Genomic DNA, 13,346 nt, shown 5'->3' with positions numbered 1-13,346 from the left:
TGGTTCCGGATCAGGCCTCCGGTTCCCGTGATTGCAGCTTCTGCCAATCAGACATTGGGAAACCGGATTTCATAGTCCTGTAACCGGCGGATGAGTACATCCTCCGCCCTGAAGAAAAAGGGGGGTGAGTTTTCAGGGGGAGGAGGGGCGTAGAGGGATGAGTCCGCAAATCAGTGGATTCCGGGCACCAACAGGGGTATTGGCTACACCGGAAACCGTGTCGGTTTCAGGCTTTCCTTGATTTTCTTCAGGTGGCCGAGGAAGTCCGCGCCACGCTTGAGTGTGACACCGGTGGCCAGAATATCGATCACGGTCAGGTGAATAATGCGTGATGACATGGGCATGTAGACTTCGGTGTCCTCCGGTGCAGTGACCTCGATAACCACGGTGCAGGCTTCGGCAAGCGGTGAGCCGGGCATGGTGATCCCTATTACCGTGGCACCGTTATTCCTGGCCTGCTGGGCGATCTCTACCGTTTCGCGGGTGCGCCCGGTGTAGGAGATAAGAACGATGACATCACCAGTGCTGCAGCCAGCGGCGACCATCCGCTGCATCAGCGCATCGTCGTACGACATCACCGGAATATTAAAGCGGAAGAACTTGTGCTGGGCGTCCATGGCAACGGGGGCGGAACCGCCCATGCCAAAGAAGTTGATCTGCTTGGCCTGGATCAGGTAATCGATGGCCGCAGACAGCGCTTTGGGATCAAGTGCTTGACGTGCTTTATCCAGGCCGGCGATGGTCGTCAGCATGATTTTGTCCGCAAACTCTGCCACCGTATCATCAGGCTCTACGTTCTGGCCGATATAAGGTGTGCCAGTGGCTATACTCTGGGCAAGGCGTATTTTGAAATCAGGGAAGCCGGTGGCGGAAAACCCGCGGCAGAACCGGTTGACGGTCGGTTCGCTGACATCAGCGGCCCTGGCCAGTGCAGCAATGCTGTATCGGGTTGCGGCGCTGGGGTCGCGAAGAATTGCCTCGGCAACCTTACGCTCGGATTTGTTAAGCGTGTCCAGCCTCAGCTGGATATCTTCGAGCAGATTGTCGTCGCGTTGCGCCTGATTGGCAGCCATTGAGAATACTCCCTGATTTATCGGCTTTCTTGTCAAAATCCGCGGTGATTATAGCGCGTTTTGTGGCAATTTGTGGTAGTAAAAGTGTCATTAATTGGAAAATATCCTTGGAAAATTTCATTTCAGGTGTCATTATTTGCATAAAATTACTACATTGACGCCTCGATTCGTGCGGGCTGAGCAGTTCCGCACGAAAACACAGAGAGAAGGAACCGATGGCTGACCCGATAAATACCCGCTGTGACCTGATGATGTTTGGAGCGCTGGGCGACCTGGCGCAACGCAAGTTGTTTCCTGCGCTGTATCAGCTTGAGCGTGCCGGGCTGCTGCACAAAGGCAGCCGAATTCTTGCCATCGCGAGAAACAAGGCGGACACCGGGGAGGTTCGTGGAATGCTTCTCGATAAGCTCCGTGAGCATGTAAAGAAGAGCGAGTTCGATGCTGATGTGGCAGAAAGATTTCTCCAGCGCGTTGACTACCAGTTCCTCGATTTTACCAACCCCGATGGCTACAGCGCCCTAAATGACTGGCGCAGCACAGAAGTCAGCAATCTGATTGTCTATATGGCTACGCCGCCCTCCATGTACGGTGTGATTGCCCGTAATCTGCGGAATAACGGCTGTTGTGATCAGGACACGCGCGTGGTGGTTGAAAAGCCTATCGGCCATGACCTCGAATCTTCCAAGGTGATCAACGACGAGCTTGGTGAAGTCTATAACGAAAACCAGCTGTTCCGTATTGATCATTACCTGGGCAAGGAAACGGTACAGAATCTGATTGCCCTGCGTTTTGCCAATAACCTGTTCGCCTCCCAGTGGGACCAGAACCACATTTCCCATGTGGAAATCTCAGTGGCCGAGAGTGTGGGTATCGAGGGCCGGTGGGGCTATTTCGACAAGGCAGGCCAGGTTCGCGACATGGTCCAGAATCACCTCCTGCAGCTGTTATGCCTCATCGCCATGGATCCGCCTTCGGACCTTTCTGCTGACAGTATCCGCAACGAGAAGGTGAAAGTGCTGAAGGCCATGCGCCGGATAACGCCGGACCTGATGGATACGCACGTGGTGCGCGGCCAGTACACCGCCGGAACCAGTTGTGGTAAGCCGGTGCCCGGTTATCTGGAAGAAGAGGGTGCCATCAAGGGAAGCAAGACCGAAACCTTCGTCGCCCTGAAAGCGGAGATTGATAACTGGCGCTGGTCTGGGGTCCCGTTCTATATCCGCACCGGCAAGCGACTTCCGGAGAAGCTGTCGCAGATTATTATCCACTTCAAGCCGGCACCGCACTACATCTTCGACCCGGACCAGAAACACCTTGCGAACAACAAACTCATCATACGTTTGCAGCCTGACGAAGGTATGTCTCTGCAAATCCTCACCAAGGATCAGGGGCTGGACAAGGGTATGCGGCTGCGCCAGGGGCCGCTGGAGCTGACCTTTTCGGAAACGTTCGAGACCGACCGCATCCCCGACGCCTATGAGCGTCTGCTGTGGGAGGTCATGAAGGGCAACCAGTACCTGTTTGTGCGCCGCGATGAAGTCGAGCACGCCTGGCAATGGGTCGATCAGATCATGCGTAACTGGGAGGACAGCGGTGTACCGCCAAAGCGTTATGCCGCGGGGACCTGGGGGCCGGTAGCCTCGATTGCCATGATAACCCGTGATGGAAGGAGCTGGTATGAAGATGCATGACCTGAATCTGCCGGAAGCGGTGGACGCGCATTTTTTTGATACCCCTGAGGATGCCGGTTTTGCCCTGGCGGATGCGGTTGCCAGGCACCTTGCTGAACGACTGTTGATTGCGCCCAGGGCTAGCCTGGTGGTTTCCGGTGGCTCAACCCCGTTACCATTTTTCGAAGCTCTGCGGGAGAAACCCCTGGACTGGGCCAGGATTGATGTCCTGCTGGCGGACGAACGCTGGGTACCGGAAACCGACGGCGCCAGCAATACCCGCCTGGTCAGGGAAAACCTGCTGCAGGGCCCGGCTTCGGAAGCCAGATACCTGGCACTGAAGCAGCCCGGTAAAACCCCGGCTGATGGCCTGGCCGCCGTGGAAGCTGCGCTCGCTGATCTTCATTTACCACTGGATGTGCTGATTCTGGGTATGGGCAATGACGGTCATACAGCCTCGCTGTTTCCGGATGCGCCTGAGCTGGACCAGGCGCTGGACCCCGAGTCGGCGGCCATCGTCTCGCCGATGACCCCACCTTCCCAGCCCCAGGAGCGGATCACGCTCACGTTGCGGGCATTGAGTCAGGCAGGCTTGACAGCGTTGCACCTGAAGGGCGACGACAAGCTGGAAACCCTGCAGGCTGCCTGCCGTAATATCTCGCAGGTCAAGGAAATGCCCGTTCGGGCTTTCCTCAAGCCCGGGTTGCAGATTTTCTGGAGCGCCTGAGAGCTGCTCGCTACTGACATGTTTTTCCGGAGAAATGTATGAACCAACTGTCCGACTTCCACCGCGAACGCGTCCGGTCGGTGCTGAGCGCCTCACCACTGATTCCCGTCATCACCATCAACGATCCGGATGAGGCGTTGCCTTTGTGTCAGGCGTTGGTTGACGGTGGCATCCGCGTTCTGGAAATTACCCTGCGCACGCCCCATGGCATAAAAGCCATCGAGGAGGTGCGAAAAGCCATCCCCGACGCCTGGGTAGGGGCCGGCACGGTAACCAGCATTGCCCAGTACCGCCAGGTGGAAGCCGCCGGTGCCCAGTTTGTGATCACTCCGGGTGTTACCGAGGCCATCCTCGAGTTTGGTGTCACCTCCGAAGCCCCTTTGTTGCCGGGCATTTCCACCATCTCCGAGCTGATGGTGGGCTACAACCTTGGCTACCGCGAATTCAAGTTCTTCCCGGCCGAAGTTGCTGGCGGCATCCCGGCCCTGAAGGCCTTTTCCGGGCCCTTCCCGGACGTCACCTTCTGCCCGACCGGCGGCATCCGTCGGAACACCGCCAAAGACTATCTGGCCCTCGACAATGTGTCTGCCGTTGGTGGTACCTGGTTGACTCCGGTTGATGCGGTTGACTCCGGTGACTGGGATCAGATTTCGGAGATAGTTCGCGGTAGTCTTGCTGACCTTTGAGTTATCGGCGGACTGTAGCCTGAGAGATCGGGGTGTTCGCGGTTGGTGGTAGGGCCGTTCGGGAAACGCTACGAGCACATCCATGTGCGCTTGGAATTGGCCATCCTTGGCCAATTACATTCCCGAACGGCCCTACCACCAACCGCTTGTTCTGGCTCCGAAGATAACGCTTTGGGTGCTTCACCAATAAATGTAGGTCGGATTAGCGAAGCGTAATCCGACGTTGTGATGCGTATCGTTGCCATTTGTCGGATTACGCTTCGCTAATCCGACCTACAAAAACAGTGATATCTGGCGATATCAGAAAGGTTCAAACAGAGGCTGCGGGGCGGGGTGTCCCAAAATGTAATTGGCCATGGATGGCCAATTCCAAGCGCACATGGACGTGCTCGTAGCGGTTTTGGGGCACCCCGCCCCGCAGTCTCCCAGCACCAAACCAGAAGGCTACAAGGGAAGGCCCCTCCCAATTAAGAGAAAATCAGCGAATATCGGCCCCTACACGAACAATCTTCATGGTGTTGGTGCCACCCTGGGCATTCACATAGTCACCTTTGGTAATGACAACCAGGTCGCCTTCCTTGACCACACCCATCCGGACCAGTTCAGCCACCGCACGGGAGTTCGTCTGCTCCGGCGGCATCGCCGCTGAGTCAAACGGCACAGTCTGTACACCACGGAACAGCGTCACCCGATGCTGAGTGGAATGATGGCGGGAGAAGGTGAAAATCGGCAGGCTCGATTTGATGCGGGACATCAGCAGGGGAGTGGCGCCCGTTTCCGACATGCAGATGATCGACGTGACCCCCTCCAGGTGATTGGCCGCGTACATCGCGGACAGGGCGATGGCCTCGTCCACGTGCTCCATGGTCTCGTGAATCCGGTGCTTTGACTGGTGCATCGAGGGTTGTTTTTCAGCACCGATACAGATGCGCACCATCGCCTCCACGGCTTCCGTGGGGTAGTCGCCAACCGCTGTTTCGGCAGACAGCATGACAGCGTCTGTATAATCCATGACTGCGTTGGCCACGTCGGAAACCTCCGCCCGCGTAGGCATAGGGTTTTCGATCATGGATTCCATCATCTGGGTGGCAGTAATAACGACGGTATTTAGGGCACGGGCACGGTTAATGATGTGCTTCTGGACACCCACCAACTCAGCGTCGCCGATTTCCACGGCCAGGTCGCCCCGGGCAACCATGACCGCATCAGACGCATCAATAACCGCATCCAGTGCGGCGTTGTCGTGGGCCAGTTCCGCGCGTTCGATCTTGGCAACCAGGCGGGCTTCTGAGCCGGCTTCCTTTAGCAGGCGACGCGCAACATGCATGTCATCTGCGGTACGCACGAAAGACACGGCTACGTAGTCAGCACCGAGACGAGCGGCGGTCTTGATGTCCTGTTTGTCTTTTTCAGTCAGTGCTTCTGCTGAAAGGCCGCCGCCGCGCTTGTTGAGTCCTTTGTTGTTGGACAGTGGGCCACCGATAAGAACCCGTGAGGTGATGCTCGTGCCATCCAGGGTTTCGACCTCCATTTCGATGCGGCCATCGTCCAGTACCAGGATGTCGCCCGGCTTGACGTCCTCGATCAACTGCTCGTAATCAATGCCAACCCGGTCCTCGTTACCGGCTTCCTTGTCCATGGCAGCGTCCAGGATAAACTGCTGGCCGGCCTTGAGTGTGACCTTGTTCTCGGAGAAGCGTGCAATGCGCAGTTTCGGCCCCTGAAGGTCTGCCAGAAGGGCAACGAACCGGCCATTGGCGGCGGCGCATTCCCGCACCCGGCGGGCGCGTTCCATATGATCTTCAGCGCTGCCGTGAGAAAAATTCAGACGAGTTACGTCTACGCCGGCGGCGATAATGGCTGACAGCGATTCTGGCGAGTCAGTGGCGGGGCCGAGGGTGGCGACGATCTTGGTACGCCTGAGCATGGTTCGAGTTTCCTTTTGTTTTGCGGTCGAGCTTTCAGATGGTTGCCGGAAGTTGCTGGCCTGACAGGCAGCCCGTATTACTGACTCGCCTTTTTCATCAGTGTCGCAGCATTATCCAGCATCCGGTTGGAGAAGCCCCATTCATTATCGTACCAGGCCATGACTTTTGCATGACGGCCCATGGCCCGGGTGTGGTTGGCGTCGAAAATGCTGGACAGGGCGTTATGGTTGAAATCCACACTGACCAGTTTTTCCGAATTGTAACCCAGTACCGGGCTGTTTTCGGCTGCGGCCCTGACGGCTTCGTTGATTTCTTCTACCGTGGTGTCGCGGCTGGCAATAAAGCCGAAATCCACCAGGGAAACGTTAATAGTAGGAACCCGCACCGCCAGTCCGTCAAGTTTTCCGGCCAACTCCGGTATCACCTTGCCGATGGCTGCAGCAGCGCCGGTCTTGGTGGGGATCATGGACTGAGTGGCGGAGCGTGCCCGGTAAAGGTCCGAGTGGTAGACGTCGCTCAGCTTCTGGTCGTTGGTATAGGAATGGATGGTGGTCATCAGGCCACTTTCGATGCCAATCTTCCTGTGCAGTGCCTCCACCACGGGGGCCAGGCAGTTGGTGGTGCAGGAGGCGTTGGAGATAATGTGATGGTCCGCCGTCAGCATGTCATCGTTGACGCCGTAAACGACCATGGCATCTGCGTCTGAAGAGGGCGCCGAGATGATGACCTTGCGGGCTCCGGCCTTGAGGTGCCCTTCGGCCTTTTCGCGAGAGGTAAACAGGCCTGTGCACTCGAGCACCACATCCACATGGTAGTCTTTCCAGGGCAACTCTTCAGGGTTACGAATGGCGGTAATGGCGATACGATCACCATTGACTGAAAGAGACTCCGCGTCGTGGCTTACAATGCCATTGAAGCGCCCGTGCACGCTATCGTATTTCAGCAGGTGGGCATTGGTTTCGGCATCGCCCAGATCGTTGATGGCAACAACCTGCATCTGGTTGCGGTAGTCGTTTTCATAAAGTGCGCGGAGAACATTGCGGCCAATGCGTCCGAAGCCGTTAATTGCGATGCGAATAGTCATGTTCGGGCTCCAAATCTGGTTGTTTATTGTTCATATCTGTTGGTGATGTAGTAAATATAACAACAAAAATTGGAGAAATGAATGATATTCGGGTGAAAGAGGTAAAAAAAGACAGTAAACTTACGGGAATTAAAAAGGCAATCAAAAAAGAAATTTCAGGAGACCCACTATGCACCCGACCGTAGACGCGGTTACCCGGCGTATCATCGAGCGCAGTCGTCCTACCCGCGAGGATTACCTGGGCCGGATGGCGGAGCTCAAGGCGCAATCCCCCCAGCGCAGCACGCTTTCCTGCGGTAACCTTGCGCACGGGTTCGCCGCCTGTAACCAGTCAGACAAAGACACCCTGAAGCTGATGAACAAGGCCAATGTGGCCATAGTTTCTGCGTACAACGACATGTTGTCTGCCCATCAGCCTTACCAGACTTTTCCGGATGTGATCCGTGAGGCGGCCCATGGCATGGGGTCAGTTGCACAGTTTGCCGGTGGTACACCCGCCATGTGTGACGGCGTCACCCAGGGGCAGCCGGGTATGGAGTTGAGCCTGTTTTCCCGCGACACCATCGCCATGAGTACCTCGGTTGCGCTCAGCCACAACATGTTCGACGCCACCGTGTTACTGGGTATCTGTGACAAGATCGTGCCCGGCCTGCTGATTGGCTCCCTCAGCTTCGGTTACCTGCCAACGGTATTGATTCCCGCCGGGCCAATGCCTTCCGGGCTGCCTAATAAGGAAAAACAGCGGATCCGTCAGCTGTATGCCGAAGGCAAGGTCGGCAGGGACGAACTGCTCGAAGCAGAGTCAAAGTCCTACCACAGTCCCGGTACCTGCACCTTCTATGGAACTGCCAACAGTAACCAGCTTCTGGTTGAGGTGATGGGGCTGCACCTGCCGGGGGCCGCCTTCGTGAACCCGGGCACCCCGTTGCGGGATAAATTGACGCGCGCCGCAACAGAACAGGTAATTCGCCTGTCCAAACCTCACGGTGGCACGCTGGGCCTGGGCGACATGGTGGACGAGAAAAGCATCGTGAACGCGCTGGTAGCTCTGCTGGTCACTGGTGGCTCAACCAACCACACCATTCACTGGATCGCTATTGCCCGGGCCGCCGGCATTATCATTGACTGGAACGACTACTCCGAACTGTCGTCTATAGTGCCCTCCATGACCCGCATTTACCCTAACGGCCAGGAAGATGTGAATGCTTTCCACGAAGCCGGCGGTACGCCCTTCCTGATACGGGAACTGCTCGATGCCGGCTTCCTCCACAACGATGTGGAAACGGTGGTTGGCCACGGCCTGGAGCATTACGCCCGTATGCCTGAAATGGATGGTGACAGGCTGGTCTGGAAACCTGCTCCGGAGAAAAGCGCCAAACCCGATGTACTCAGTACGGCGAAGGAGCCCTTCGCGCCAGACGGCGGCTTGCGGGTTCTGGATGGCAACATTGGCCGGGGCGTGATCAAGGTGTCGGCGGTTGCCGAGGAACACCGTACCGTCAGGGCGCCGGCGGTGGTCTTCAATGATCAGAACGAGCTTAAAGCAGCGTTCGAGGCCGGTGATCTGGACAGGGACTGCATTGTAGTGGTCCGCTTCCAGGGTCCGAAAGCCAATGGCATGCCGGAGTTGCACAAGCTGACGCCCTATCTGGGAGTGTTGCAGGATCGTGGTTTCAAAGTGGGGCTGGTAACGGACGGACGTATGTCCGGCGCCTCCGGTAAGGTACCGGCAGCGATTCATGTCTACCCGGAAGCAGCCAATGGTGGCCCGCTTTCACGGTTACATGCTGGCGATGTCATTACCCTGGATGCGGTAAACGGAATCCTTGAAGTGGATGTGCCCGCCGAGGAACTTGCCGCCCGGGATGCGGAAAAAGCCGACCTGAGCAGTTATCATCACGGTTTGGGCCGGGAACTGTTTGGCTGGATGCGCAAAGCGGCCAGCACCCCGGAAGAAGGCGCCAGCTTTTTCTGGAATCATGACGCATGACAACAACCAACTACTCGCTGGTAGGGGATATCGGGGGTACCAACGCCCGCTTTGCTCTCGTACGGACCGGGGATGTAACGCCCGAGGCTGTTGAGGTACTGGCCTGCAGCGATTATGACAATCTCGACTCTGCCATAGCCGACTATCTCCAGCGCTCGGGCGTAGGGGAGGTGCAGGAGGTTTGCCTGGCGGTAGCGTCTCCGGTTTCGGGCACCCGGGTGAGGATGACCAATAATCACTGGCGCTTTGACAGCGAGGAGGTGCGTCACCAGTTCGGATGGAGGGCATTCAAGGTTATCAATGACTTCACCGCGATGGCATTGGGTGTTCCCCACGTGGCCGCCGACAAACTGATTCATGTTTGTGGAGGCCCGGGCAATGCCTCGCGGCCGAGACTGGTGATCGGCCCCGGAACCGGTCTTGGTGTTTCGGGCCTGGTTCCCTTACAGAATGGCTGGATTCCCCTGATGACAGAGGGTGGCCATGTGGATTTTGCCCCCACGGATGACACTGAGATGGCCGTGCTGCGTATTCTCAAGGCCAGGTTTGGCCGCGTCTCTGTCGAGCGGATTCTCTGCGGTCAGGGGTTACAGAACCTCTACCAGGCCCATGCCGAGATACAGGACGTAGCTGCACCTCTGGACGCACCGGAGAAAATAACCGCCGCCGCACTGGATAACGCCGACTCTCTGGCGCGCCTGACCCTACGGCACTTCTGCGAGATTCTCGGGCGTGTCGCCGGCAATGGGGTGTTGACCCTTGGCGGTACTGGCGGCGTTTACCTGTGCGGCGGCATTCTTCCGCGATTTATTGATTTCTTTCTGGAGAGTCCCTTCCAGAAAGGCTTTGAGGATAAGGGCCGGATGCGGCCACTGCTTGAATCAACCCCGGTTTTCGTTGTGATGGAAGGCTATACCGGTCTGTTGGGTGCGGCAGAAGCGCTGACCAACCCGGAAGTATAGGTTGCCGCAGCCATCGCTGGTCGTGCGGGAATGGCTCCGGTGGCTCACAGGTAGTGGACCAGCCCCTCCTTGTCGAAGCGGTACTGGCGGTTGTAGACTCCTTTCTCGGAACGCTTGCCGGCCGCCAGTACCATGGTCACCAGGCTCTTTCTGGACAACTTCAGAAGGCGTCGTACCCGGCATTCGTCAAAGCCCTCCATGGGGCAGGAATCGTAGCCGTGTGCTCTGAGCGCCAGCATCAGGTTTTCCGCTGCCAGGGCGGTGGACTTGGTGGCCCAGATTTTCATTTCGTTGGGAGAGTAGGGACCCCTGGGGACCGGTCGTGTCAGTCCTACAAACAAGCCCGCAGCTTTTTTGGCAACTCCGAACAGCCCGAAAGGGCCCTGGTTGTAATGGAGCGGGGCAATCTTTGAATAATACTTCTTCACTATGCCCGGCAGGTTTTCTTCCGGCCACTGTTCCAGTGCCATCCGCGAGTGTTGTCGCCAGGTATCCGTTCTGGCAACCACCACGATCAGAACCGGCGCGGTTTTTGCCGCGTTCTGTCCCAGGCAGGCGTCGGCAAGCCTGCTTTTCAGGGCCGGTGTCTGCACCACAAAAAACTCCCAGGGCTGCAGATTGCTGGAATTGGGTGCCAGCATGGCCAGTTCCAGGCAGTCATCCAGTACGTGCTCCGGTACCGCCTCATCGGTAAACCGGCGTACAGAGCGCCGGCTGCCCACCACTTTCCGGAATTCATCGAGGGTGGGATTTGCTGCGATGTCGGACCTGGCATTCATGTCGGGTAGTCTCTGTAGCCAACGTTGGAAAGGCTTGTTTGTGGGTAAGGGAAACAGGCTTTAAGGTGACGGTAGCGAGCTGTTTATGCAATGGCTTTTTCTTCAGGAGTGAGTGGCAAGAATGACCAGTACGGAATCCAGGCTGCCTTTTGATGAGCTGGTGGCGCAGGTGCGCCGATGCAGGATTTGCGAGTCGAACCTCCCCCTGGGTCCACGACCGGTTATCCAGATCTCACGCTCCGCCCGCATTCTGGTAGTGGGGCAGGCGCCGGGACGTCGCGTGCATGAGACGGGGCTACCCTTTAATGACCCCAGCGGCGATCGGCTGCGAGACTGGATGGGTATAACGCGCGACACCTTCTATGATGAAGAGCAACTGGCCATTCTGCCCATGGGGTTCTGCTACCCCGGTACCGGGAAATCCGGCGACATGCCACCACGCCCCGAATGTGCACCTGCCTGGCGTGACCTGCTGCTTGAGCGCCTTGAGCACATAGAGCTGACCTTGGCTATCGGCCAGTACGCCCATGCCTGGCACATGCCTGGCAGGAAAGCGACCGTCACCGAGCGGGTAAAGCGTTGGCGCGAGGTATGGCCGGAGCTGCTGCCGCTGCCACACCCCAGCCCGCGAAACAATTTGTGGCTACGCCGCAACGCCTGGTTTGAACAGGAAGTGATCCCCGAGTTGCAGCGACGGGTCGGAGATATTCTCGATCGGTAATGCCGGCCCGCGCAAGCGTCTTAGAGAGTGATTCAGGCGCTGTGGTGGAGAGCAACAGTCTGTGGTTGCGGGGTTGCCTGAGCGGACAGGTAGCTGTCCAGCTCACGGACATCTTCTTGCGTGGCGTATAGCCCCTGCTTGGTGCGGCGCCAGAGAATATCCTCCGATGTCATCGCCCATTCCTGCTTGATCAGGTATTCCACTTCCCGTTCATAGAGGGTGCCGGCAAACCGGTAGCCCAGATTCTGAACGGACTTTGAGTCGTCCAGAATGTCGTAGGCCCTGGTTCCGTATGTACGCACATAGCGGCTGCAGACCGCCTCGGGCAGCCAGGGGAAATCGGCCGACATGCGGGCCTCCAGGGTGGCGTGATTCTCAAAGTCCCCGCCCGGCAGGATTCCCTTTTTGGTCCAGGGCCCCTGCGCGTGAGGAAAGAACTGGCATAATTTGTCTGTAGCTGCTTCCGCCAGCTTGCGGTAGGTGGTGATCTTGCCTCCGAAGACTGAGATCACCGGAGCCTTGCCCTTTTCCTTGCTGACTTCAAAGGAGTAGTCACGGGAGGCTTTCTTGGCATCGCCCTCTTCGTCGTCCATCAATGGGCGAACGCCGGAATAGGACCAGACCACGTCACTGTCTGTCAGCTGGCGCTTGAAGTGGGAATTGACGATATCCAGCAGGTACTCGGTTTCTTCCGGTGAAATCTTTGCTTTCTTCGGATCGCCCTCGTAATCCACATCGGTCGTCCCCACCAGGGAGAACTCGTCTTCGTACGGAATCACGAACACAATGCGCTCATCCTCGTTCTGAAGGATGTACGCCTCGGTATCCCGGTTCAGGCGGGGCACAACGATGTGGCTTCCCTTGACCATACGGATATTTTTGGGCGCCTTCATGGCAAGACTTTCGCTGAACAAGCGGCTGACCCAGGGACCGGACGCATTGACAATAACCTTTGCGGAGACATGGTGGACGCTGTCATTGTTCATGTCCTGGAGTGACACATCCCACGAGTTCTCGCCACGCTCGGCATTAATGCACTTGGTTCTGGTCAGAATGGTAGCGCCACACTCCTGAGCCTTCTTGGCTGTCAGTACCACCAGCCTGGCGTCGTCCACCCAGCCATCGGAATATTCGAAGCCACTGGTTATGTCGGACTTCAGAGGATCTTTCTCATCAAACCTTATGGACCGTGACCCGGGCAGAACCTCCCTTTTGGCAAGATGGTCGTAAAGAAACAACCCCGTCCTGATCATCCACGCCGGGCGCAGGTGAGGGCGGTGAGGTAACCGGAAGCGCATAGGCCACATGATATGAGGCGAGTTCCTTAATAACGACTCCCGCTCGGCCAGGGCCTCCCGTACCAGCCGGAACTCGTAGTGCTCCAGATAGCGCAGGCCGCCATGGATCAGCTTGCTGCTGTTGGACGATGTCGCCGAGGCGAGGTCATTCATTTCGCACAACAACACTTTCAGACCCCGGCCCGCAGCATCCATCGCGATCCCTGTTCCATTCACGCCGCCGCCGACAACGACAACGTCAAATTTATTGTTCTCCTCGGTCATTTTGTGTCATCTCCTGACGCCAATGAAAAGACGTTTCCGGGCGCTCTTTCCGGGTTTTACTGAAACGTATGTTCATATTATGCGAAAGCAAAATATATTCGTAAAGGAAAATATAGAAAAAAAACGAAAAACTGTACGCGAATGGACAGAGCGCTCGCGGAACA

At 57.2% G+C, this 13,346-nt stretch carries 11 protein-coding genes; 6 read left to right on the top strand and 5 right to left on the bottom strand.

Annotated features, from left to right (window positions below):
* Nucleotides 1-203 precede the first annotated feature (203 nt).
* Nucleotides 204-1,073 carry a MurR/RpiR family transcriptional regulator gene (locus ABJM11_RS22355; protein ID WP_348295562.1) on the bottom strand — a complete coding sequence of 290 codons (870 nt, stop codon included), beginning with the start codon at nt 1,071-1,073 and terminating at the stop codon, nt 204-206.
* A 215-nt stretch (nt 1,074-1,288) separates the two neighbouring features.
* Between ABJM11_RS22355 and zwf the strand changes: the two genes are divergently transcribed.
* Genes zwf through ABJM11_RS22340 form a run of 3 tightly spaced genes read left to right on the top strand, consistent with a single transcriptional unit; the run spans nt 1,289 to nt 4,156 of the window.
* Entirely contained in the window at nt 1,289-2,764 is a 1,476-nt protein-coding gene (gene zwf / locus ABJM11_RS22350; protein WP_348295561.1) for a glucose-6-phosphate dehydrogenase, read from the top strand.
* Nucleotides 2,751-3,470 carry a 6-phosphogluconolactonase gene (gene pgl / locus ABJM11_RS22345; RefSeq protein WP_348295560.1) on the top strand — a complete coding sequence of 240 codons (720 nt, stop codon included), beginning with the start codon at nt 2,751-2,753 and terminating at the stop codon, nt 3,468-3,470. Before zwf ends, pgl begins: the two co-directional genes overlap by 14 nt.
* Before the next feature lie 38 nt (nt 3,471-3,508).
* Nucleotides 3,509-4,156 carry a bifunctional 4-hydroxy-2-oxoglutarate aldolase/2-dehydro-3-deoxy-phosphogluconate aldolase gene (locus ABJM11_RS22340; RefSeq protein WP_348295559.1) on the top strand — a complete coding sequence of 216 codons (648 nt, stop codon included), beginning with the start codon at nt 3,509-3,511 and terminating at the stop codon, nt 4,154-4,156.
* A 478-nt stretch (nt 4,157-4,634) separates the two neighbouring features.
* Here the strand turns inward: ABJM11_RS22340 and pyk are convergent, their stop codons facing one another.
* Together pyk and gap are read right to left on the bottom strand one after the other, a co-directional pair.
* Nucleotides 4,635-6,083, bottom strand: coding sequence for a pyruvate kinase (gene pyk / locus ABJM11_RS22335; protein WP_348295558.1), 1,449 nt, complete (start codon nt 6,081-6,083; stop codon nt 4,635-4,637).
* A 77-nt stretch (nt 6,084-6,160) separates the two neighbouring features.
* The gene (gene gap / locus ABJM11_RS22330) at nt 6,161-7,168 is read right to left on the bottom strand and encodes a type I glyceraldehyde-3-phosphate dehydrogenase (protein WP_348295557.1); all 1,008 of its coding nucleotides are present in this window, start codon (nt 7,166-7,168) and stop codon (nt 6,161-6,163) included.
* A 169-nt stretch (nt 7,169-7,337) separates the two neighbouring features.
* Here gap and edd point away from each other — a divergent pair, with 169 nt between their 5' ends.
* Nucleotides 7,338-9,158, top strand: coding sequence for a phosphogluconate dehydratase (edd, locus tag ABJM11_RS22325; protein ID WP_348295556.1), 1,821 nt, complete (start codon nt 7,338-7,340; stop codon nt 9,156-9,158).
* Nucleotides 9,155-10,120: a glucokinase gene (locus ABJM11_RS22320; protein ID WP_348295555.1), complete on the top strand. Its 966-nt coding sequence runs from the start codon at nt 9,155-9,157 to the stop codon at nt 10,118-10,120. The genes edd and ABJM11_RS22320 overlap by 4 nt, the downstream gene beginning before the upstream one ends.
* Nucleotides 10,121-10,164: 44 nt before the next feature.
* Here ABJM11_RS22320 and ABJM11_RS22315 read toward each other — a convergent pair whose 3' ends face one another.
* Entirely contained in the window at nt 10,165-10,899 is a 735-nt protein-coding gene (locus ABJM11_RS22315) for a nitroreductase family protein (RefSeq protein ID WP_348295554.1), read from the bottom strand.
* A 121-nt stretch (nt 10,900-11,020) separates the two neighbouring features.
* On the opposite strand from ABJM11_RS22315, the gene ABJM11_RS22310 reads away from it, so the two are divergent.
* Complete coding sequence (locus ABJM11_RS22310; protein WP_348295553.1) at nt 11,021-11,620, top strand: uracil-DNA glycosylase family protein; 600 nt, start codon at nt 11,021-11,023, stop codon at nt 11,618-11,620.
* A gap of 32 nt (nt 11,621-11,652) precedes the next feature.
* Here ABJM11_RS22310 and glpD read toward each other — a convergent pair whose 3' ends face one another.
* Nucleotides 11,653-13,182, bottom strand: a complete 1,530-nt coding sequence (gene glpD, locus ABJM11_RS22305) for a glycerol-3-phosphate dehydrogenase (RefSeq protein ID WP_348295552.1) — start codon at nt 13,180-13,182, stop codon at nt 11,653-11,655.
* Nucleotides 13,183-13,346: the final 164 nt, after the last annotated feature.

It is taken from the genome of Marinobacter sp. (assembly GCF_039977835.1).
In the GTDB taxonomy this organism is placed as follows: domain Bacteria; phylum Pseudomonadota; class Gammaproteobacteria; order Pseudomonadales; family Oleiphilaceae; genus Marinobacter.
Note: the sequence above shows the minus strand (reverse complement) of the source record. Positions and strands in the feature narration are given on the sequence as shown.

What these genes read in the sequence shown, in the direction of transcription:
- ABJM11_RS22355 (WP_348295562.1), bottom strand. Translation starts at nt 1,073, where the DNA reads ATGGCTGCCAATCAGGCGCAACGCGACGACAATCTGCTCGAAGATATC.
- zwf (WP_348295561.1), top strand. Translation starts at nt 1,289, where the DNA reads ATGGCTGACCCGATAAATACCCGCTGTGACCTGATGATGTTTGGAGCG.
- pgl (WP_348295560.1), top strand. Translation starts at nt 2,751, where the DNA reads ATGAAGATGCATGACCTGAATCTGCCGGAAGCGGTGGACGCGCATTTT.
- ABJM11_RS22340 (WP_348295559.1), top strand. Translation starts at nt 3,509, where the DNA reads ATGAACCAACTGTCCGACTTCCACCGCGAACGCGTCCGGTCGGTGCTG.
- pyk (WP_348295558.1), bottom strand. Translation starts at nt 6,083, where the DNA reads ATGCTCAGGCGTACCAAGATCGTCGCCACCCTCGGCCCCGCCACTGAC.
- gap (WP_348295557.1), bottom strand. Translation starts at nt 7,168, where the DNA reads ATGACTATTCGCATCGCAATTAACGGCTTCGGACGCATTGGCCGCAAT.
- edd (WP_348295556.1), top strand. Translation starts at nt 7,338, where the DNA reads ATGCACCCGACCGTAGACGCGGTTACCCGGCGTATCATCGAGCGCAGT.
- ABJM11_RS22320 (WP_348295555.1), top strand. Translation starts at nt 9,155, where the DNA reads ATGACAACAACCAACTACTCGCTGGTAGGGGATATCGGGGGTACCAAC.
- ABJM11_RS22315 (WP_348295554.1), bottom strand. Translation starts at nt 10,899, where the DNA reads ATGAATGCCAGGTCCGACATCGCAGCAAATCCCACCCTCGATGAATTC.
- ABJM11_RS22310 (WP_348295553.1), top strand. Translation starts at nt 11,021, where the DNA reads ATGACCAGTACGGAATCCAGGCTGCCTTTTGATGAGCTGGTGGCGCAG.
- glpD (WP_348295552.1), bottom strand. Translation starts at nt 13,182, where the DNA reads ATGACCGAGGAGAACAATAAATTTGACGTTGTCGTTGTCGGCGGCGGC.